The organism is Polaromonas sp. CG_9.7, assembly GCF_015752205.1.
Taxonomy (GTDB): Bacteria; Pseudomonadota; Gammaproteobacteria; order Burkholderiales; family Burkholderiaceae_C; genus Polaromonas.
The window spans coordinates 22,252-43,867 of the sequence record NZ_JADOVG010000025.1; the positions used below are offsets into that span (position 1 = coordinate 22,252).

The following is a 21,616-nucleotide window of genomic DNA, read 5'->3' on the forward strand; positions in this document are numbered from 1 at the left end:
CAGCAGCAATGGCACCGTCCTGGGCGCATTGGTCACCCTTTTACTCTATGGCATAGGACCTGTGCTATTGGTGGTTTACCTGATGGGCGCGCCCAAGCGCAACAAGGCCATTAAAAAACGCGAGGCCGAGGCACGGGCACATCATCTGGCGTCTACCCGCCAGGGAGTCGATCAAACAAGTGCTTCAGCCGTCGAGCCAGATGCAGGCAGCCATGCGCCCGGTGGTACCGAAGCCGTTCCCCGGGATGCCGGCATCGCGCCTGTGGGAAAAGAACCTTGAGGGATTGCCAACGGTGCACCAAGGCGCACTGCCGTCGTTTCCATATACCTGCGTGACACCCAGTGCCTGCAGCCGAAGGCGGGCCAGGGCTGGCAGATCGGCCAGGTATTTACCGGACGCGATGGCGGTAAAGCAATGCGCGGCTTGCGGCTGCCGCGCGGTAAAGGCGGCCCGCACCTCTTCGCCCACCTCAAACGCCGCAGGCCCTATGCACGGCCCCAGCCAAGCTATTATTTTTGTAGCATCTTGTGCAGTCTGGTATTGCGCAGGAGCACTAAAAGACGCATAAACCGACTCGATGACGCCCTGCCCTGCGGCATCACCGCTGCCGGCCAACCCCCGCCAGCCGGCATGGGCGGCAGCAACCCGGGTGCCGTCCAGTGATGCCAGCAGCACCGGCAGACAATCGGCCACCATGACGGTGCAGGCCAGCTGGCGATGCAGCGTCATGCAGGCATCGGCAAGCTGGCCGTTCGGCGTGGTCGGGTCCAGCAGTTCCACCCGGTTGCCATGCACCTGATCAAGCAAGACAGCATGCTCAACGCCTGTGGCACGCTTCAGCAGCTGGCGGTTGGCGTCCACCGATACAGGCAGGTCACCCACATGGCTGCCCAGGTTCATGGTGTCGAACGGCACGGTTGAAACGCCACCGGCGCGGCTGGTGAACACCGCCTTGATGCCAGCCGGTGCGGGCCAGTCGGGGACCAGCCAGTCAGGGTGAAAACGGCCAGACATCTAGGCCTGACTGTCAGGACAGGATGACGGTTGGGCCTTCTGGAAAGCGGGTAGCGCCATGCACGCATGGTAGGCGGCCATGGTGCGCGGCAAGCCCTCTATGCTCACCTCAAAACGCAAGGCATTGTAAATTTGCGGCACCAGGCAGCAGTCGGCCAGTGTGGGAGTTTCGCCATGGCAATAGACCGAGGCGGGCAAGCCGGCCAGTTGCCGCTCGAAGGCGTCCAGCCCTTCGCGGCACCAATGGCGATACCACTGGGATTTTTCTTCGTCCTTGACACGCAGCTCGCGCGCCAAATACCTGAGCACACGCAGGTTATTGAGCGGATGAATCTCGCAGGCAATTGTCTGCGCCAGCGCCCGCACCCTGGCGCGGCCCCGAGCGTCGGCCGGCAGAAGTGCAGGCTTTGGATGCATTTCATCGAGGTATTCGATGATGGCCATCGACTGCGACAGCTTTTCACCCTCCACTTCCAGCAGCGGCACCAGGCGGTCGGCAGAAAGCGACGCGTACGGCGCTTTGAGGTGCTCGTCTTTGGTCAGCTGGACCGCCACATAGTCGTACGCTAGACCCTTGAGTTCCAGCGCGATACGGACCCGGAACGACGCAGAAGAACGGAAATAGTTGTGCAGCTTCATGGATGAAAGCATAAACCGGGACAGTGCTTGTTGCTTTTTGGACCGTGCGGGAGGCGACTCGATAAATCACGTGAATATGAATTCAGTCAGGCCGGGTTTGCAGAAACCACCAAAGCCGACACAAATCATCCCCCTTTCAAAAAATGGCATCGCTCACAACCGATTTTTCAATTGGCTTCAACGTAAGCGCGCTGAATAAAGACACGCAGGGCCCTGTTGGATGAAATTTGCCGCTAGAGTTAGACCTTTGCGATCACAACATTCACTGGAGCTTTGATGATTCTTGAACTTGCCGATATCCGTATCCACCCCGGCCAGCAGACCGCCTTTGACGAGGCCATCGCGCGTGGCGTTCATACCGTGATTGCCCATGCCAAGGGATTTCAGGGCTACCAGGTATTCAAGGGCATTGAAAGCCCCGAGCGCTACCTGCTGCAAATCCGCTGGGCAACTCTGGAAAACCACACCGTCGATTTTCGCGAGTCGGCTGCGTTTGCCGACTGGCGGGCGATTGTCGGACCTTTCTTTGCCAGCCCCCCCACGGTGGAACACTTCAATCTGGCAATGGAATCCGTCTGATGAATGACTGCGTTAAAAAATAATGAAGCTTCCTGACCTGATACCCAGCCGGTTCAAACGGCTTGGCCGCGTTTGTTCGACGCATGCCGTGCGTACTACTTTTTTAATAGTTGCATGCGCCGCATCCATGAGCGCAACAGCGCAAAACACCGATAAAAAAGCGGGGACCGCATCAGCTTGGCCAACCCGGCCGGTCCGCATTCTGGTGGGCTTTCCCGGAGGATCAACCCCCGACATGTCGGCCCGAACGCTGGCCGAGCCTTTGTCTCGGGCCTTGGGCCAGCCGGTCATTATCGAAAACCGGGTAGGTGCGTCGGGCAATATTGCCGCAGACCTGGTCGCCAAGGCCACTGACGACCACACGCTGGGCGTCGTCATCAACGGCAACCTGACCTCCGCCAAGCAGCTTTATGCCATGCTGCCCTACGACCCGGCCAAAGACTTTGCGCCCATCTCGCTGCTCACCACCGCGCCGCTGATGCTGGTCGCGCCAGCCAGCCTTCCGGGCGGAGCCGAATTCTTCACGGCGGCGCACCAAGCGGGCAATCAGTGGAACTACGGGTCTGTCGGCAACGGATCGGTCGGCCATTTGGGCATGGAACTGGTCAAGCAGCGCTCGAGCGGCTTGATGCCGGTGCATATTCCATATTCGGGCAATCCGCAGGTGGTCACGGCGATGCTGGGCGGTCAGATCCAGATGGCGCTGATACCGCCCGGCATCGCCCTGCCGCACATCCGCTCAGGCAAGCTCCGGGCGATTGGCCTGACAGGCGGTCGCAGCCTGCTCGCACCTGACGTGCCGCCACTGACCGAGGCTGGCTTGAAAAATGTCAACCTGGAAGTCTGGACCGCACTGATCGGGCCGGCCCGCCTGTCCAGCGCCGCGCAGGCAAGGCTGGCCCAAGAGGTGCCGCGCATCATGCGCGATGCCGACACGCGGCAAAAGCTCTTTGCGCAAGGCTGGCAAGCCGTCGGAACGTCGCCTGACGGTCTGCGCAGCCGGCTCAAGGACGAAACTGCCATTCTGGGCAATATCATCCAGACGCGCGGTATCAGGCTTGAATAGCGCCAGGCCATCGACGGAGGGTTAGCAGTGGAACTTTTTTGATTGCGCCCACCGTGTCACACTGCGCAGCGGGCCTGTTGCCAGCACCGCCTGTTTGTTTCTCATTTTCCCAAACGCCCGGCCGTAGGTCCGGGCGCAGATTTGTCAAGGAATTTTCGCCATGGGTTTTGTCGTCACTCCACCCGCCATCGTTTCAGTGCCTGTCGTGGGCACGGAAGATCGCTTTCCAGTCCACCGTATTTATTGCGTCGGCCGCAACTATGAAGAACATGCCAAGGAAATGGGGTTTACCGGACGCGAGCCTCCGTTCTTTTTTCTGAAGCCCGCAGATGCCATCGTTGCGGTGGACGCCGGCACCCAGGCCAGCGTCCCCTACCCCAGCCTGACGCACAACCTGCACCATGAAATCGAACTGGTGGTGGCCATTGGAAAAGGCGGCAAGAACATCCTGGCAGCCGATGCGCAGGATCACATTTTTGGCTATGCGGTGGGCCTGGACATGACGCGCCGCGACCTGCAAAACGAGATGAAGAAACAGGGGCGTCCCTGGTGCATCGGCAAGGCGTTCGAGCATTCCGCGCCCATCGGCCCGATCACGCCTGCAGCCCAGGCCGGCGATGTGGAGCATGCTGAAATCCATCTTCAGGTGAACGGCCAGGACCGGCAGCGAAGCCATGTGTCCAAGCTCATCTGGTCGATTGCCGAATCGATCGAGCACCTTTCAGCCGCCTGGGAACTGCAGCCCGGCGACCTGATCTATACCGGCACCCCCGAAGGCGTGGCGGCTGTGGTGAAAGGCGACACCCTGACGGGCGGCGTCGCAGGCCTGGAGCCGTTGAGCATCAAGCTTTCCTGAGCGACAAAGCCTGTTGCCGGATGCGGCTGCAATGGCAACCCTCAGGTGTCAGGCAAACTCTTCAAACCCGTGCGACAAGACTGAATTCTCAAGACTATTCATGCTGCTTGCGCTTTATCAGCTTGCGTTCTCAGCTATGTTTTTTGAAGCAGGTCAAAGCCCTGAAGGCTGCCGTAAATCCAAAACAAACGCCAAAGCCGCTACACTCATTTGATGCACCGCCCCCCTCTGAAACACTGCCGCGTCTGTGGCACCGCCGTGGTTTATCGCTTGCCTGATGACGGCGACACCAAGCAGCGAGGCGTCTGCCCGGCCTGCAACACCGTTCACTATGAAAATCCCCTGAACGTCGTCGGCACGGTGCCGGTGTGGGGCGAGGACGGCGGGCAGGTGCTGCTGTGCAAACGCAATATCGAGCCACGCTGGGGCAAATGGACCCTGCCGGCCGGCTTCATGGAAATGGACGAGACCACGGCAGAAGGTGCCGCCCGCGAGACCGACGAAGAAGCGGGCGCGCAGTATGAGATGCAGGACCTCTTCAGCGTCATGAATGTGGCCCGCGTGGGCCAGGTCCATTTTTATTACCGAGCCCGGCTCTTGAGCACCGACTTCAATCCCGGCCACGAAACCATTGAAGCCAGGTTGTTCACCGAGTCTGAAATCCCGTGGGACGAGATTGCATTTAGAACCGTCAAAGAGACGCTGGAATGCTACTTTAACGACCGGCGCAAGGGCAGTTTCGGCATTCATGTGCGGGATGTTTCCTGACCTTCCAGGCGGGGTTTTATCCCAAACTGTTCACATTCAGCCAAGCAGCCCGGGCTTAAAATTTCAGGCTTTGCTTTCGCACTCACTGATGACCGCTTTTTAGCTTCGGCTCTCGCCGTTGGCAATGCCTTTTGGCCCCCTTTTCACCAGAATCTTCCGATACTGAAATCCCATGTTCAAATCCGCTTCCTTTTTTCGCATTGCCACCGATTTTGTCCTGCCACCGCTTGAAGCGCTGGAAGAGGTGCTTCAGACCGCCCAATTCATGCCCTGTGGCGCAACGCAGCCCGAATCGGTCGGCTGGGTGCCGCCGCGTGGCAACAAAAGCGCCGTAATGGTCGAAACCGTGGGCACGCAGGTCATTTTGCGGCTGAGCATTGAGCGCCGCCCGGTACCCGCCTCTGCCGTCAAAGCCGAGGTGGAGGAACGCGTTGAAAAATACAAGCAGGAAACCGGCCGCGAGCGCGCCAGCGCCAAGATCAAGAAAGAGTTCAAGGAAGAAGCCATGCAGGCCCTGTTGCCGCGCGCCTTCACCAAGCGGTCATCGACGACGTTATGGATCGACCCGGACAACAAGTTCCTCGTCGTTGATTCTGCCAGCCTGGCCGGTGCCGACAAGGTGGTCAGCCAGCTGATCGAAGCGTTGAGCGAAATTCCCGGGTCACGCCCCGGCCTGATGGCCAAGCCGGTGCAGACCGCGATGGCGGCGGGTGCAGCCATGGCGCATTGGCTGGCAAGCCGCGAAGCGCCCGTCGGTTTCACCGTCGACCGCGACTGCGAACTCAAAATGCCTGACGACCAGAAGTCAACAGTCCGCTATTCACGCCACACGCTGGAAATCGACGAAGTGGCCGAGCACATTGCGTCGGGCAAAGTGCCCACGCAGCTGGCCATGACTTGGAACGAGCGGGTGTCGTTCGTGCTGACCGACATGGCCCAAGTCAAGAAAGTCAAGCTGCTCGACGTGGTGCTTGACGGAGTGCAGGAAAACGGCAAGGACGATGATGGCTTTGACACCGACGCCGCGATCGTTACAGGCGAGTTGTCGGCCCTGATTCCTGACCTGCTTGAAGCACTGGGCGGCGAGTTGTCCATGGATGGAGAGGCACCACCCGCAGCAAAAACACCCAAAACCCTGCTCACAGCGGCATAGATTTCATCAAAACGGCTTGACCGACCCAAGGCAACCCTGTGATTGTTCAAGCCTGTGCGTTATGGTTTTCGACCCATATTTGCTTGATTACTTTGTGATGCTGACATCCAAAAAGCACTGCTTGCCTGAGACCACTACCGACAAATTGCGGCAAGCACTTGGGGCGTAATACCCTTGGCAGATAACCATGCAAATCAGACCCGTCTGATTGACAAATCCTGAACAGGCAGTTATTCATGGTTCGACAGTCTGGACAAATAATTTCCAGACTGGAATTGTGTTTTAAAACCGCTTCGTCGCACCTCGACAGGAGGATGTCATGAGATTCCGTTTTTTCGGACCACGCACTAAAACGCATATTCGCAGGTCACTCGAGTACCTTGAAGAAGCGAATCTGGCCTGGGTGGAACATCAGGCAGCAGCAGAACACCATGCGGCACTGGCAAAAATGTATTCGGAAAGAATTGCCAGAATTGAGGAAGAAATTAAAAACTCGCAGCAGCTTCGAGCCCCAATACTTCGCCAGCCACCAGAAGATTCATTCGATGAAATCGAGCGCCCAAAGACAGAATCTGTCGTGGTTTATCCGAGCCGGGTTACTCGATGAGGATTTACACCATAGACACATAGGTTGGCTTGCTTGTGGGTAATGCAATCCAGGCTTGAGTGCGGCCTATAAGTGCTGTACCAAGAAAGTAATTGTGCAAGGTCGGAACGGGCCACTGCGATGCTGCCATAGGCCTGAAGCAGATCTGCTCGTATTAGGCGCCGCGCCGCGCCTGTGCTTGAACAATTTGCAGCCTTTGACGTTGTGATCAACCGCGCAACTCACGCGCGCTGTTGATCCGCAAAGCCGCCAGCGTACAGGCAGCGCCCGAGAATAAATACACGCCCATGAAGCCAAGACCGAATTGCGCTGACAAGCCCAAAGCCACAAGGGGTGCAAAGGCTGCTCCAATCAACCAAGCCAAATCAGATGTCAATGCCGCACCGGTATACCGAAATTTGGGTTCAAAGTTGGAAGTTACTGCCCCGGCCGCTTGTCCATAAGACAAGCCCAGCAGCGCAAATCCGACCAGAATGAACAGGTCTTCGCCGAACACGTCGCTGCCCAACAGCATAGGTGCTGCAAAACTGAACAAGCCGATCATGATGGCCAGTGAACCCAAGGTGTTCCGGCGACCAAAGCGGTCGGCAATAAGCCCCGACGCCACCACGCCGACCAAGGCAATAGCGCCGCCAACAATTTGTACCAGCAACACATCATTGACCGACTGGTTGGAATAAAGCTTTATCCAAGACAAAGGGAAAACGGTCACCAAGTGGAACAAAGCGTAAGTTGCCAGTGAAGCAAACGCGCCGATAAACAGGTTGCTGCCTCTGGCCTTGATCAATTCGCCGACATTGCTGGGCGCCAATGAATTGTCTTTGAGCAACTTTTCGTATTCGTGCGTGACCACCAGACGCAGACGCGCAAACAAAGCCACCACGTTGATGGCAAACGCCACATAAAAAGGATAACGCCAGCCCCAATCGAGGAAGTCAGCCGCCGACAACTGGGAACTCAAGTACCAGAACAGTGCCGCAGCGATCATGAATCCCAAGGGCGCGCCCAATTGCGGAATCATGGCCCACCAACCCCGGCGTTCCTTGGGGGCGCTCATTGCCAGCAATGAAGACAGGCCGTCCCACGAACCGCCCAAGGCAATACCCTGTGCAAAGCGCAGGACCGACAGCAGCACGATAGCCGTGAAACCAATTGAGGCGTAACTGGGCAAAAAGGCAATGCCGGCGGTGGAAACGCCAAGCAAAAACAAAGCTGCGGTGAGTTTGACGCCGCGTCCATACCGCTTTTCGATGGCCATGAATACCAGAGTGCCGATAGGGCGACCGAAAAAGGCGAACGAAAAAATCACGAACGCCCATAAAGTGCCCTGTAGTCCATCAGTAAACGGAAAAAACACGGCAGGGAACACCAGTACGGACGCGATGCCGTAGACAAAAAAATCGAAGTATTCGGAGGCGCGACCCAAAATGACGCCGACCGCTATTTCACTGGGCGCAATCGTGTGTTCGTTGGCAACGGCCTCCCTTGGGTCATGGGCAGTGCCCGGTGCAGCGATGTCTTGGGTGTTGATGTTGGGCGTCATGCGGGCTCGTGTTTCAGTCGGAATCTGTATTGTTCAACAGTGAAGAGGTTCTCATAAAAGCGTAAATATTGACATAGGACAAAACGTCCAATGGTGAAGACGAGTATTCAGGCGTAAATTCTCCTCTCACCCTAACAAAATCTTCATTAAGTGTGGCATGTTAACCATTAAGAATTCCCTAAAGTGGCTTCGGCTGCTGCCGATCACAGCTGTAGCCTTGCTATCAGGCTGCAACTGGGTGGTCATGAATCCCTCCGGGGATATTGCCATTCAGCAGCGTAACCTGATCCTCGTTTCTACGGGGTTAATGCTGCTCATCATCGTGCCGGTGATTGTGCTCACTTTGCTATTCGCCTGGCGTTATCGCAAGGCAAACACCCAGGCTGACTATCGGCCTGACTGGGACCACTCTACCCAACTTGAATTGGTGATCTGGGCAGCACCGCTACTGATCATCATTGCGTTGGGTGCCATCACTTGGATCAGCACCCACACCCTGGACCCTTACCGTCCGCTGGGCCGCATTGACGCCAACCGGCCCGTGCCTGAGAACGTTAAACCGCTGGTGGTTGAGGTGGTTGCGCTGGATTGGAAGTGGCTGTTCATCTACCCCGAGCAGGGCATCGCGTTGGTTAACGAAATGGCGGCGCCAATTGACCGTCCGATCCAGTTCAAGATTACTGCGTCGTCCATCATGAATTCATTTTTCATTCCTGCATTGGCGGGGCAAATCTACGCCATGCCCGGCATGCAAACCAAGCTCAGTGCCGTTATCAACAAGCCGGGAGAGTTCGATGGTTTCTCGGCCAACTACAGTGGCCATGGATTCAATGGCATGCGCTTTAAATTCCATGGCTTGACCACTGCTGATTTTGATAAATGGGTGGCCACCAACAAGGCCAGCGGCAAACAGTTGACCCGTGCCGAATACCTTGTGCTGGAAAAACCCAGCGAGCGCGACCCTGTACAGCGCTACGCCTCGATTGATCCTGGCCTGTACAAGGCCATCGTCAACCGCTGCGTGGAAGCCAACAAAATGTGCATGGAAGACATGATGGCCATTGACGCAAGCGGCGGCATGGGCAAGCCCGGCACGTTCAACCTGGCCTCCAGCACCTCAGCTACCGCATTAATCAGCGACCCAGGCAAAAAGTACGTTGCCGCCATGTGCAGCGTACGCGACCTCAGCACCGACTATCCCGTTGTGAATTAACTGCAGCATCTATCTCATGACTGAAACATTCGACCTTACGAAGTTCATTTTCGGACGCCTTACCTGGGAGTCCCTGCCCTACCATGACCCCATCATCCTGGCGACCTTTATCGGGGTGGCACTGGGTGGTCTCGGGCTTGTGGCGGCACTGACGCATTTCAAAGTGTGGGGAACACTGTGGCATGACTGGCTCACCAGCATTGACCACAAGAAAATCGGCATCATGTACTGCGTGCTGGGTCTGATCATGCTGCTGCGCGGATTCACTGATGCACTGATGATGCGGGCGCAGCAGGCCATGGCCTTCAATGGCTCTGAAGGCTTTTTGCCGCCTCACCATTACGACCAGTTGTTCACCGTACACGGCGTGATCATGATCTTTTTCGTGGCCATGCCGCTGATCACTGGACTGATGAACTTTGTCGTGCCGCTGCAAATTGGCGCTCGCGACGTGGCCTTTCCGTTCCTGAACAATTTCAGTTTCTGGATGACCGCCAGCGGTGCTATTTTGGTCATGATGTCATTGTTCATCGGTGAGTTTGGTCAAACCGGTTGGCTCGCTTACCCGCCCTTGTCAGGCATTCAGTTCAGCCCCGGCGTGGGTGTTGACTATTACATTTGGGCGCTGCAGTTGGCAGGCGTGGGCACGCTTTTGTCAGGCATTAATTTATTGGTCACCATCGTCAAGATGCGCGCGCCTGGCATGGGCATGATGAAGATGCCTATCTTCACATGGACAGCGCTGTGCACAAACATTTTGATTGTCGCGTCGTTCCCCGTGTTGACAGCCGTGTTGGGCCTGTTGTCAATGGACCGCTACATTGGCACTGCTTTCTTCACCAACGACCTCGGCGGCAATGCCATGATGTACGTGAACCTGATCTGGATCTGGGGCCACCCCGAGGTTTACATCCTGGTGCTGCCCGTGTTCGGCGTGTTCTCGGAAGTCGTGGCCACCTTCAGCGGCAAGCGTATTTTTGGCTACACCTCCATGGTTTACGCTACCTTGGTGATCACGATTCTGTCGTACGTGGTGTGGTTGCATCACTTCTTCACGATGGGCTCGGGGGCCAGTGTGAACGCCTTCTTTGGCATCACCACCATGATCATCTCGATTCCCACCGGGGCGAAAATCTTCAACTGGCTGTTCACCATGTACCGGGGTCGCATCCGCTTTGACGTGCCCATGCTGTGGTCGATCGGCTTCATGGTCACCTTCACCATCGGCGGCATGACGGGTGTGCTGCTGGCCGTGCCACCCGCCGACTTCGTGCTGCACAACAGCCTGTTTCTGGTCGCTCACTTTCACAACGTGATCATTGGCGCGGTGGTGTTTGGTGCCATGGCGGGCATCAACTACTGGTTTCCGAAGGCTTTTGGCTACAAGCTCGATGCCTTCTGGGGCAAGATGTCGTTCTGGTTCTGGTTCACCGGTTTTTACTTCGCCTTCATGCCGTTATACGTGCTGGGGCTGATGGGGGTGACCCGCCGCATGAGCCGCTTTGACGACCCTTCGCTGCAAATCTGGTTCATCATTGCCGGTTTTGGCGCGGCGCTGATTGCCATTGGCATCATGTCAACCTTTGTGCAGTTCTTTGTCAGCTTTCGCAAGCGTGAATCCTTGCGCGACCACACCGGTGACCCCTGGGATGGTCGGACGCTGGAGTGGTCCACTTCGTCGCCCCCACCCGCCTACAACTTTGCGTTCACCCCCGTGGTGCATGACAACGACGCATGGTCTGACATGAAAAAGCGCGGCTACCAGCGGCCCGTGAGCGGTTTCATTCCGATTCACATGCCCAAAAATACCGCAGCCGGCATCGTGATTGCAGGCCTTGCCACTGCCATGGGGTTTGCGCTGATCTGGCATATGTGGGCGCTGGCAGCACTGTTGTTTGCGGCAGTGATTGCGGTCTCCATCGCGCATACCTTTAACTACAAACGCGATTACCACATCGCTGTGGACGAGGTCGTCCACATCGAGGGGCTTCGCACCCAGGAACTCAACCGTTTAGTGGCCAATTGATATGACAGCAACAACTCTTCCTGTGACCCATGCCGCCCTTGGCGGCAATGACGCCAGCGCCAAAACGTCCGACAGCATGCAGTTCTATCTGCCAAAGGAACATCACCCCCAAAACGGCACGCTGTTGGGCTTTTGGCTGTACCTGATGAGCGACTGCCTGATTTTTGCAGTGCTTTTTGCGGTTTATGCCGTGGTCGGCCGCAGCTACGCGGCGGGGCCGTCAGGTGTCGAGCTGTTCGATTTGTCGCTGGTTGCGCTCAACACTTCCATGCTGCTGCTGTCGTCCATCACCTTCGGCTTTGCCATGCTGGAGATGCAGCGGCGCCGCGTCAAACCCGTGCTGGCTTGGCTGGCGGTGACGGGCCTGCTGGGTTGCGCCTTCATCGGGCTGGAAATGTACGAGTTTGCGCATTTGATTCAAGAGGGCGCGGTACCGCAACGCAGCGCGTTTTTGTCTGCCTTTTTCACGCTGGTGGGCACGCACGGTTTGCACGTCGCCTTCGGTCTCGTGTGGCTGGTCGTCCTCATGGTGCAGGTGCACCGGGGCGGCTTAGTCGCGGATAACCGCCGTCGCCTGATGTGTCTGTCGATGTTCTGGCACTTTCTGGACGTGGTCTGGATTGCTGTCTTCACTTTTGTTTATCTGATGGGATCACTGCCATGACCTCTGCGCAACACACCAACACGCTGGACTTGAACCCCACCGGCCACACGGACCATGGTCACGATCAAGATCAAGATCACGATGACGACCACGGCGGGGCCAGTCACAGCACCTTTAAGGGCTATATGACCGGCTTTGTGCTGGCAGTCATACTGACGGCCATCCCGTTCTGGCTCGTGATGGGCAAAGTACTGCCCAACTCGAACATCACCGGGCTGGTCATTCTGGCCATTGCAGCGGTACAAATTGTGGTGCACATGGTTTATTTCCTGCACATGAACACAAGCTCAGAAGGCGGCTGGTCGTTGCTGGCTCTGGCATTCACCGTAGTGCTTCTGGTCATCATGCTCAGCGGGTCAATCTGGGTGATGTACCACCTGAACACCAACATGATGCCGCACACCATGCAAGAGATGAAAAACATGCCATGACGACGACCCGGCAGCCAGGCGTCAAGCGACGGATGCTGCAATTGAGCTGGGCGCTGATTGCGCTGGTGCTCTTCATCGGGTTCGTTTCGTTGGGCACCTGGCAGGTCCAGCGCCGCGCATGGAAGCTTGATCTGATTGAGCGCGTGAACCAGCGGGTGTCGGCCACTGCAGCCAACGCGCCCGCCTCGCCAGATTGGCCTCGGGTGAACGCAGCCAACGACGAATATCGCCATGTGCAGCTCACGGGTCGCTTTATTGTGGGCCGCGACGTTCGCGTTCAAGCCGTCACAAATATCGGCAGCGGTTTCTGGCTTCTTTCGCCATTGCAGTTGGCAGACGGCAGCGTGGTGCTGGTCAATCGCGGCTTTGTGCCGCCGCAGTGGACTCCCGCGCTGCCTGACATTGCGGCCCCTGGCGCCGACGCCAACAATGTCACGGTGACGGGCCTGCTCCGGCTGACAGAGCCGGGGGGCGGATTCTTGCGCTCAAACGACCCTGTCGCCGAGCGCTGGTTTTCGCGCGATGTTGCGGCCATTGCCCAGTCGCGTGGCCTGCGCCGGGTGGCACCGTATTTTGTGGATGCCGATGCAGCCTCTGCAGTTACCCCTTCTGAACCAGCTTTTCCTGTCGGCGGGCTGACCGTGATTGCCTTTCACAACAGCCATCTGGTCTACGCACTGACCTGGTATGCACTGGCATTGATGGTCGCGGGTGCAGCCATTGGCTTGGCGCTGCAAAATGCAAGGCATCATGACCACCCTCGCAACGCCAACGCGGCAGACCAAGCGCCCTGATGCTCGCAGCATCGCCAACACGGGTACCGAAGGGCGGTTGTCAGATAACCTGAGCGACGTCACTGGCCGCAAGAACATGCTGCTGCTGATCCAGTTGCGCTGGATCGCTGTCATTGGACAGGTCGTCACCATCGAGTTCGCGTTTTACGGGCTTGGAATTCCACTGCCAACACGGATGATGCTGGCTGCGCTGGCCATCTTGCTGGCGTTCAACATCGTCAGCCTGCTGCGCTGGCGCACGCGCCGCGAAATCAGTGACCGCGAACTGTTTGTGTCGCTGCTGGTAGACGTAGCGGTTCTCACCGCTCAGCTTTATTTAAGCGGCGGGGCCAGCAATCCCTTTGTGTTTTTGTATCTGCTGCAGGTCACGCTAGGCGCTGTGCTTCTAAAACCTTCGTTTGTCTGGAGCCTGTTTGTCATTACCGCCACTTGCTTTGTGGCGCTCGCCGGATTTGCCCAACCGCTGGCCCTGCCTCCGGACCATGCGTACGGCTTGCCAGGTTTGTACATTCAGGGTACGTTGATTTGTTTTGTGTTGAACGCCGTGCTACTGGTGATCTTCATCACACGCATCGGTAAAAACCTTCGCGAGCAGGACGCTCGTCTGGCTGGCTTGCGCCAACGCGCGGCGGAAGAAGAGCACATCGTGCGCATGGGACTGCTCGCCAGCGGCGCAGCGCATGAGCTGGGCACGCCGCTGGCTACGCTGGCCGTCATCCTGGGTGACTGGCGCCGTATGCCCGCTTTCACAACGAACGCCGAACTGTTGCAAGAGGTCATCGAGATGGAAACCCAACTCAAGCGTTGCAAAGCCATTGTTAGCGGCATTTTGCTGTCGGCGGGCGAGACACGTGGTGAGTCCTCGGCGGCTACGACCATCACCACCTTCATGGACGGTTTGGTCGAAGAGTGGCGACACACCCGCGTGCGCGCGGCGCTGCATTACGACAACCAGTTTGGACACGACATGCCCGTTGTGTCTGACTCGGCTGTCAAGCAGATGATTTTCAATGTGCTTGATAACGCTCTGGAATCCTCCAGCCAGTGGCTTCACTTGATGGTTTCCAATGAAGCCGGCGACTTGGTACTGCGTTGCACTGACCGGGGCCCAGGCTTTGCGCCCGCAACGCTGGCGCATTTTGGCAAACCCTACAACTCCAGTAAAGGTCGGCCCGGTGGTGGGCTGGGTTTATTTTTGGTGGTCAATGTGGCGCGCACTTTGGGTGGTGTGGTCACTGCGACCAATTCCCGGGAAGGCGGTGCCTGTGTCACCATCAGACTGCCGTTGACCGCCATGGTGTTGAACAGCACCACCAATGAAGATCGTGATGACAGATAAAATTCCTGACGCTGTTCCTGCCACTTTACCGGTACAAATACTGGCACAGCTTCCGTTGGCAGAGGACAACCCATCACTGCTGATTGTCGAAGACGATGCTGCCTTCGCACGTACCTTGAGCCGCTCGTTTGAACGCAGGGGATACGCCGTGCAACACGCTAGCAGCCACGACGAAGTCAAAACACTACTTGTCACCAACAGCCCCGAGTTTGCGGTGGTGGATCTCAAACTTAATGGCGAAGCATCAGGGTTAGCCTGTGTGCAAACTCTGCATGCCCATGATGCGGAAATGCTCATAGTTGTGCTGACAGGCTTTGCCAGTATTGCCACGGCGGTCGAAGCCATCAAGCTCGGTGCCTGTCACTATTTGGCCAAGCCATCGAACACGGATGACATCGAAGCAGCCTTCACCCGCGCTTCAGGCAATGTCGAGGTCGAGCTAACCAACCGCCCTACGTCGATTAAAACGCTGGAGTGGGAGCGCATCCATGAAACGTTGGCTGAAACCGGCTTCAACATCTCGGAAACTGCCCGCCGCCTAGGTATGCACCGGCGGACTTTAGCCCGCAAGCTGGACAAGCAGTTTGTGAAATAAAGTGTAAAAGGCTTCCATAATTACACTTTTATTTCTTGTATGGGTTAATTACTATCGCCGATAGGTGGCGGCAAAAAATCACTGTCTTTTTATAAGTGCCGACACGACTGATTTAACAGCCTTGAAGTTGCCGCTATAAATAAACGGCTGTAAAAAGCTACAATTTTTTTCAATTTAAAACCTGGAAATGACTCCAGTTACATGGCAAATTGAAACGTTCCGGGAATTAACGGCCAAAGTCTATTTCTCTGGCGTTGCCTGGCTCGCCCATGCTTATGGACGCGACAATAGCTGACATTGACAACAACACCTGGCAAAAGAGACATCCCATGACCTATCCCGATACCCAGCTTTTTATCAACGGCGCCTGGCTGGACGCGAGCGACGGCCGCACGCTGGCCGTTCTCAACCCGGCCACGGGCCAAGAGATAGGCTGCGTGGCGCATGCTGGCAAGGCCGAGCTGGACCAGGCGCTGCAAGCGGCGCAAAAAGGCTTCGAGACCTGGCGCGACATGATGCCTGCCGAGCGCAGCAAGATCATGCGCAAGGCTGCAGGCCTGATGCGCGAGCGCGCGGGCGAGATCGCGCAGGTGCTGACCCTGGAGCAGGGCAAGCCGCTGATCGAGGCAAAAGGCGAGGCCATGGCGGCGGCTGATTTGATCGAGTGGTTTGCCGAAGAAGGCTTTCGCGTCTACGGACGCATCGTGCCCTCGCGCACCAGCCTTGCCATGCGCCAGATGGTGCTGAAAGACCCGGTCGGACCGGTTGCTGCTTTCACGCCGTGGAATTTTCCGATCAACCAGGTGGTGCGCAAGATTGGCCCGGCATTGGCGGCCGGCTGCTCTGTTCTGGTCAAGGCGGCCGAGGAAACCCCGGCCGCGCCGGCAGCGCTGATCCGTGCGTTTGCCGACGCCGGCCTTCCACCCGGCGTGCTGGGCCTGGTTTACGGCAATCCAGCCGAGATTTCAAGCTATCTGATTGCGCACCCGGTGATACGCAAGATCACGTTCACCGGCTCCACGCCGGTGGGCAAGCAACTGGCCGCCATGGCCGGGCAGCACATGAAGCGCTGCACCATGGAGCTCGGTGGCCATGCGCCCGTGATCGTGGCCGAGGACGCGGACGTGGCGCTGGCGGTCAAGACCGCCGGCGGCGCCAAGTTCCGCAATGCTGGTCAGGTGTGCATTTCACCCACGCGTTTTCTGGTGCACGAAAGCATTGCCAAGGCGTTCGCTGACGCCATGGTTGCGCACGCCAAGGGATTGAGCGTCGGCGACGGCTTGAGCGAAGGCACCCAGATGGGGCCGCTGGCCAACGCACGCCGAATCACCGCGATGGCCGAGTTCACCCAGGATGCAGTCGAGCGTGGCGCCACGCTGCTGGCCGGTGGCATGCGCATTGGCGAGTCGGGTAATTTCTGGCAGCCCACCGTGCTGGCCGACGTGCCGCAGGGTGCCAGGATACTCAACGATGAACCTTTCGGCCCGGTGGCCGCCATCCAGCGTTTCAATACGCTCGATGAAGCGATTGCAGAGGCGAACCGCCTGCCCTTCGGCCTGGCCGGCTATGCGTTCACGCGCTCGCTAAAGAACGCTGATCTGCTGGCGCGCCACGTCGAAGTCGGCATGCTGTGGATCAACATGCCCGCCATGCCGTCGGCCGAAATGCCCTTCGGCGGCATCAAGGACTCCGGCTACGGCTCCGAAGGCGGACCCGAAGCGCTGGAGGCCTACCTCAACGTGCGCTCGGTGGCGGTGATGAACGTCTGAGTTTGCCTGTCGCGATGCCGCTCATGCTGAGGGTCGACTCGGCATGGCGCGCACTGCCCTTGAGTTGAAGACCCTGTTTGGCCAAGTCAACCCTTAATACCCCAACCTTCATACGGGGCGTTCCTGCTGGCTTTGAGTGGTCAATGTGAATCCAGGCAGGAACGTCCAACCCATTTCCTGCGTCATGCCGTGCCTGCGTTGCAATCAATGCAAAGGAAGGGCGTACGCAACTGCCGTTTTCAGGCCGACTCGTAGCGCCTGCCCTGCTTCATCAATTCAGGTGTGCCGATCAGGGCGTTCAGGCCATCAAAGTCCAACATCTTCTCCTTGAACGGCGAGGTGGTCTGGTGGGTGTGCAGGCTGGCGTAGTAGGCCTGCAAGGTGTGCGCCACTGCGCGGGCCGTGCCGCCCGGAAAAATGGCAATGCGAAAACCTCGCTGGTGCAGTTCTTGCGCGCTTTGCACCGGGGTTTTACCACCCTCGACCATGTTGGCCAGCAGCGGGATGCGGTGGGCAAAGCGCTGGCATGCAGCATCCATCTGCTCGGGGGTGCGCAGGGCTTCGATGAACAGCGCGTCGACCCCGCAGGCCAGGTAGGCCTCGGCGCGGTCAAACGCGGCATCGATCCCCTCGACAGCCAGCGCGTCGGTGCGGGCCAGGATCAGGGTGTTGGCGCTGTGGCGTGCATCCACGGCAGCCCTGAGCTTGCCGCACATCTCGGCCACGGGCACTACGGTTTTTCCGTCGAGGTGACCGCAGCGCTTGGGAAAGCCCTGGTCCTCGATCTGCACCATGGCCGCGCCCGCGCGCTCGAAGCCGCGCACCGTTCGCTGGGTGTTGAGCGCGTTGCCAAAGCCGGTGTCGGCATCGACGATGACGGGGGTGCGCACGCGCTCGGTGATGCGCGCCAGGGTGTCTTCTACCTCGCTGTAAGTGGTCAGGCCCACATCGGAGCGGCCCAGGCGTGTGTAGGCAATGGAGGCGCCGGACAGGTACAGCGCCTCAAACCCGGCCTGCTCGGCCACGAGGGCGCTCAGGGCGTCGTATACGCCGGGAGCCAGAATAATTTGCGGGGTAGTCAGGCGTTGGGCAAATTCGGAGGTGGTGTTCATGGCCATGAAATAGGAATGCCCTGTCCTGTGCTTTGGAAACAGCCTCAGGGCAAAGATGCAGATGAAGAAAAATCGCCCCCATGCGCGATGCGTTGGGCCGCCGTGTGCGCGGCAATGTAACCGCCCGCGATGGCGCTGAGCAGACCGTTGCCCGAGAGATAGCCCCAGACGGCGTCGCCCGATACACCGCGCGCCGCGCCGCCCGCAGCCAGCAGGTTGGGAAACGGCTGGCCCTGCGTGTCCAGCACGCGGCACCGGGCGTCAATGTCGAGCCCGCCCTGGGTGTGGAACAGTGCACCGGTGACCTTCACCGCGTAAAAAGGCGCCTGCAAGGGACGGCTGAATGTACGTTTTACAGCATCTATTTGGCCCTCTCCGCCCGCCGTGTATAGAAAGATAGCTATCAATTTTGATTCTTCGCACCCGATGACCGCTGCCAGTGCCTGCAGGCTGTCGCAGCGCTTGAGCGCGCCCGCGGCTTCAGCGGCCACAAAGTCGGGGAAACTGCGCGCCAGCGCGAGGAGCGGCTCGTCAAACACGTTCCAGGCCACGCCGCCGGGTTGGGCCAGCACATGCACCGAGGCTTCCGAATAGCCCTGTGTTTCGTCGTGAAAGCGCTCGCCCAGCCCGTTCAGCTGAATACCGCCTTCCATCATCAGCGCCCAGGAGATCAGGGCTCCTTGCGGGATGGCCCAAGAGCCATGGCCCTGGTAGCCGCCCAGATCCGCCAAGCGGGCGCCCAGTGCCTTGCCCCAGGCAATGGCGCTGCCGTCGTTGCCGGCGTGACCGGCAAACAGCGCATCGCGCATCTCGGGCAGCAGCGCCTGCACCATGGCCGCGTTGCCGCCAAAGCCATTGCAGGCGAGGATGACGGCGTCGCACGAGAGGTATTGCATCGCGCCACCCGGTTGTTCGTAGCCCACGCCAATCACGCGCTGCTGGGCATTCACCCACAGTTCGCGCACGGTAGCGTTCAGCACCAGCGGCACCTCGGCGGCCGCCAAGGCGTTGGCCAGGCGGCCCATCAGGCCCGCGCCGGTTTTATCTAGCGTGGCGTGCATGCGCAGCGCGCTGTGGCCGGGGTACAAAAAGCCGTCGAGCACCTGCCATTGCAGGCCGTGGCGCACTTGCAGTGCATCGAGTGCCGGGCCGATGGCCTGCGCATACGCCGCCACCAGCTGCGGCGCCGCCCTGCCCTTTGCCTTGGCGGTGATGTCAGCGGCAAAGCGGGCCGGGCTGTCTTCGATGCCTGCCGCGCGCTGCGCCTGCGTGCCGGGCGCAGGGATAAAGCCAGAAGACAGTGCGGTAGAGCCCGTGGGCGTGGCATCACGCTCCAGCACGGCGCAATCCACGCCGGCGTCGTGCAGCATCAGTGCAGCAGTCAGGCCGCAGGCGCCGCCGCCAACCACCACGACCGGCACATGCGCATTCTGGGCTGTGGTGCCGGGCATCTGCCCGGCCCGGCAAATGCGCGGCGCGGTCATGCGCCAGCGGCCGCCAGCTCGGCGGAAAAGTCGGCGCAACTGAGCACTTGCGCCACCGTGGCCATGTCGGCCAGCGAGGTGTCATGCACTTGCGTACGAAAGGCCGCGCAGCCGTCGGCCAGCACCAGCGTGCGGTAGTCGCGCATGTGGGCATCACGCACCGTGCTGGCCACGCCGCCATTGGTCACGATGCCGCACACCGCCACGGTAGTGATGCCTGCGCGGCGCAGCACCCAGTCGAGCTGGGTGTTGAAGAATGCCGAATACGCCACCTTGCAAACCGACACGTCCACCCATGGCGCAATCTCGGGCACATGGCACTGGCCGACGCTGCCAGGGGCAAAGTCACCGCGCTGCAAAAACGGGCGCAGGCTTTTGAGGTGGGGCGACACCATGGGTTCGCCCTGCGCATCGGGCCACAGGGTGAACTGGCTGCCCACCACCATGCCGCCGGCGGCCTTGAGGGCTTGGGCCACCGCTGCCACGCGCGGCGGCAGGGCCTGGGCGGCAGCGCTCACCGCACCGCCACGCGCATAGGCGCCGTCAGCTGCCAGAAAGTCGTTTTGCAGGTCGATGATGACCAGCGCCGTGTGACGCGGATCGAAGGCGGCGACCGCGCTCACAGCGCACGCACCAGCAGGTTGCCCAGCGTATCGACCGTGGCGCTGAAGCCCGGCTCCAGCCACACGGTGGTGTCGGGCTGCTCCAGAATCGCCGGGCCTTCGATGCAGGCGCCGACAGGCAGGTCCAGGCGCGCATGGCGGGCCGCGTCCCACCACTGGCCGGCATGGAACACGCGCTGCACACCGAGCGACGGTTTTTGCTCGGTGGTCTGCGGGGCCAGCACCGTGAGGTCAAACTTGGGGCGCACCCCGACACGGGCATAGCGCAGGTTCATCACCCGCACGGCAATGCCGTCTAGCACCCGGCCAAAAGCGGCGCGGTAGGCGGTCTCGAACGCGGCGCGAATGCCTTCATGGTTCAGCGCATCGGGGGGCACCGGCACCTGCACGGTGTGGGTCTGGCCGGCATACAGCATGTCAAGCGCGATGATTTCCTGCACGCTGACAAACTTCACACCGGCGGAATCCAGACGCTCCTGGCAATTGGCGGCCAGCGTGGCGACACGTTCGCGCAGATCGGTCACGTCCAGTTCAGCCAGGGTCTTGTTCAGTGTTTGTACCGCGTCGTGGCGCATGTCGGCCATCACACAGCCCAAGGCCGACGTGACACCGGGATAGCGTGGCACGATGCCAGTGCCCACGCCCACTTCACGCATCATGGCGCACACATGCAGCCCGCCGCCGCCGCCAAACGGCATGTAGGCAAACTGACGCGGGTCGTGCCCGCGCTCGATCGACACCACGCGCACAGCACCCGCCATCTTGGCATTGGCCACCGTCAGAATCGCTTCGGCGGCGGCCATCACTTCGAGCCCCAGCGGCTCGGCCACATGGGTGGCAATGGCGTCTTGTGCCTTTTGGGTGTCCATGGCGGCCAGCAGGCCACCGCCCAGCGGACGGTCGGCCGCAATGCGGCCCAGCAGCACATTGGCATCGGTCACTGTAGGGCGAGTATTGCCGCGTCCGTAGCATGCCGGGCCGGGGATGCTGCCCGCCGACTCGGGGCCGACCTGCAGCATGCCGCTGGCATCCACAGAGGCAATGGAGCCGCCACCCGCGCCAATCGTCTCGATCTGGATCATGGGCGAGCGCACCACCATGCCAAACTCGATCGATGTTTGCGCCGCCAGCGCGGCCTCGCCATTGGCCACCAGCGACACGTCAAACGAGGTGCCGCCCATGTCGCCGGTGATGGCGTTCGGAAAACCGGCCGCGCGCGCTATGGCTGCGCAGGCAATCACGCCCGCTGCCGGGCCTGACAGCGCGGTGCGCACCGGCACGTCGCAGGCGGTCTGGCGTGACATCACGCCGCCATTGCTCTGCACAATAAGGAGTTCGCC

Annotated in this window: 21 protein-coding genes; 14 read left to right on the plus strand and 7 right to left on the minus strand. The window is 59.4% G+C overall.

All coding sequences use genetic code 11. From position 1 onward, the window contains the following. Positions 1–184: 184 nt before the first annotated feature. A complete protein-coding gene (gene pgeF / locus IWX87_RS17865; protein ID WP_196864865.1) occupies positions 185–1,015 on the minus strand; it encodes a peptidoglycan editing factor PgeF in 831 nt (276 codons plus the stop codon). Next, positions 1,016–1,654 carry a maleylacetoacetate isomerase gene (gene maiA / locus IWX87_RS17870; protein WP_196864866.1) on the minus strand — a complete coding sequence of 213 codons (639 nt, stop codon included), beginning with the start codon at positions 1,652–1,654 and terminating at the stop codon, positions 1,016–1,018. Between the two features lie 276 nt (positions 1,655–1,930). Here maiA and IWX87_RS17875 point away from each other — a divergent pair, with 276 nt between their 5' ends. The 6 genes from IWX87_RS17875 to IWX87_RS17900 all read left to right on the plus strand — a co-directional run bounded on the left by IWX87_RS17875 (position 1,931) and on the right by IWX87_RS17900 (position 6,683). Beyond that, positions 1,931–2,233, plus strand: coding sequence for an antibiotic biosynthesis monooxygenase (locus IWX87_RS17875; protein ID WP_196864867.1), 303 nt, complete (start codon positions 1,931–1,933; stop codon positions 2,231–2,233). 127 nt (positions 2,234–2,360) lie between these two features. Beyond that, positions 2,361–3,299: a tripartite tricarboxylate transporter substrate binding protein gene (locus IWX87_RS17880; protein WP_196864868.1), complete on the plus strand. Its 939-nt coding sequence runs from the start codon at positions 2,361–2,363 to the stop codon at positions 3,297–3,299. Positions 3,300–3,459: 160 nt separating this feature from the next. Beyond that, the gene (locus IWX87_RS17885) at positions 3,460–4,155 is read left to right on the plus strand and encodes a fumarylacetoacetate hydrolase family protein (RefSeq protein ID WP_196864869.1); all 696 of its coding nucleotides are present in this window, start codon (positions 3,460–3,462) and stop codon (positions 4,153–4,155) included. 213 nt (positions 4,156–4,368) lie between these two features. Further along, complete coding sequence (locus IWX87_RS17890) at positions 4,369–4,923, plus strand: NUDIX hydrolase (protein WP_196864870.1); 555 nt, start codon at positions 4,369–4,371, stop codon at positions 4,921–4,923. Positions 4,924–5,095: 172 nt separating this feature from the next. Then, positions 5,096–6,076, plus strand: coding sequence for a recombination-associated protein RdgC (locus IWX87_RS17895; RefSeq protein ID WP_196864871.1), 981 nt, complete (start codon positions 5,096–5,098; stop codon positions 6,074–6,076). 319 nt (positions 6,077–6,395) lie between these two features. Beyond that, positions 6,396–6,683 (plus strand): hypothetical protein, encoded by a 288-nt coding sequence (locus tag IWX87_RS17900; protein WP_196864872.1) that lies wholly within the window; start codon positions 6,396–6,398, stop codon positions 6,681–6,683. A 208-nt stretch (positions 6,684–6,891) separates the two neighbouring features. Here IWX87_RS17900 and IWX87_RS17905 read toward each other — a convergent pair whose 3' ends face one another. Then, complete coding sequence (locus IWX87_RS17905; RefSeq protein ID WP_196864873.1) at positions 6,892–8,226, minus strand: MFS transporter; 1,335 nt, start codon at positions 8,224–8,226, stop codon at positions 6,892–6,894. A gap of 157 nt (positions 8,227–8,383) precedes the next feature. On the opposite strand from IWX87_RS17905, the gene cyoA reads away from it, so the two are divergent. From cyoA to IWX87_RS17945, 8 genes are all read left to right on the plus strand, one after another. Further along, positions 8,384–9,439: a ubiquinol oxidase subunit II gene (gene cyoA, locus IWX87_RS17910; RefSeq protein WP_196864874.1), complete on the plus strand. Its 1,056-nt coding sequence runs from the start codon at positions 8,384–8,386 to the stop codon at positions 9,437–9,439. Between the two features lie 16 nt (positions 9,440–9,455). Then, the gene (gene cyoB / locus IWX87_RS17915) at positions 9,456–11,465 is read left to right on the plus strand and encodes a cytochrome o ubiquinol oxidase subunit I (RefSeq protein WP_196864875.1); all 2,010 of its coding nucleotides are present in this window, start codon (positions 9,456–9,458) and stop codon (positions 11,463–11,465) included. Between the two features lies 1 nt (position 11,466). Then, on the plus strand, positions 11,467–12,129 hold the full coding sequence (cyoC, locus tag IWX87_RS17920) for a cytochrome o ubiquinol oxidase subunit III (RefSeq protein ID WP_196864876.1): 663 nt from the start codon (positions 11,467–11,469) through the stop codon (positions 12,127–12,129). Continuing rightward, positions 12,126–12,560: a cytochrome o ubiquinol oxidase subunit IV gene (gene cyoD, locus IWX87_RS17925; protein WP_196864877.1), complete on the plus strand. Its 435-nt coding sequence runs from the start codon at positions 12,126–12,128 to the stop codon at positions 12,558–12,560. Before cyoC ends, cyoD begins: the two co-directional genes overlap by 4 nt. Further along, a complete protein-coding gene (locus IWX87_RS17930; RefSeq protein ID WP_196864878.1) occupies positions 12,557–13,354 on the plus strand; it encodes an SURF1 family protein in 798 nt (265 codons plus the stop codon). Before cyoD ends, IWX87_RS17930 begins: the two co-directional genes overlap by 4 nt. Beyond that, positions 13,311–14,693 carry an ATP-binding protein gene (locus IWX87_RS17935; protein ID WP_196864879.1) on the plus strand — a complete coding sequence of 461 codons (1,383 nt, stop codon included), beginning with the start codon at positions 13,311–13,313 and terminating at the stop codon, positions 14,691–14,693. Before IWX87_RS17930 ends, IWX87_RS17935 begins: the two co-directional genes overlap by 44 nt. Further along, the gene (locus IWX87_RS17940) at positions 14,671–15,288 is read left to right on the plus strand and encodes a response regulator transcription factor (protein WP_231374877.1); all 618 of its coding nucleotides are present in this window, start codon (positions 14,671–14,673) and stop codon (positions 15,286–15,288) included. Before IWX87_RS17935 ends, IWX87_RS17940 begins: the two co-directional genes overlap by 23 nt. A 329-nt stretch (positions 15,289–15,617) precedes the next feature. After that, on the plus strand, positions 15,618–17,057 hold the full coding sequence (locus IWX87_RS17945) for an NAD-dependent succinate-semialdehyde dehydrogenase (protein ID WP_196864880.1): 1,440 nt from the start codon (positions 15,618–15,620) through the stop codon (positions 17,055–17,057). Positions 17,058–17,296: 239 nt separating this feature from the next. On the opposite strand, the gene IWX87_RS17950 is transcribed toward IWX87_RS17945, so the two are convergent. The 4 genes from IWX87_RS17950 to IWX87_RS17965 all read right to left on the minus strand — a co-directional run. Continuing rightward, positions 17,297–18,169, minus strand: coding sequence for an oxaloacetate decarboxylase (locus tag IWX87_RS17950; protein WP_196864881.1), 873 nt, complete (start codon positions 18,167–18,169; stop codon positions 17,297–17,299). A gap of 44 nt (positions 18,170–18,213) precedes the next feature. Then, the gene (locus IWX87_RS17955; RefSeq protein ID WP_196864882.1) at positions 18,214–19,653 is read right to left on the minus strand and encodes an FAD-dependent oxidoreductase; all 1,440 of its coding nucleotides are present in this window, start codon (positions 19,651–19,653) and stop codon (positions 18,214–18,216) included. Further along, positions 19,650–20,276 (minus strand): cysteine hydrolase family protein, encoded by a 627-nt coding sequence (locus IWX87_RS17960; protein ID WP_196864883.1) that lies wholly within the window; start codon positions 20,274–20,276, stop codon positions 19,650–19,652. Before IWX87_RS17960 ends, IWX87_RS17955 begins: the two co-directional genes overlap by 4 nt. After that, on the minus strand, positions 20,273–21,616 hold a 1,344-nt coding region (locus tag IWX87_RS17965; RefSeq protein ID WP_196864884.1), incomplete at its 5' end, for a hydantoinase/oxoprolinase family protein. The genes IWX87_RS17960 and IWX87_RS17965, both read right to left, overlap by 4 nt.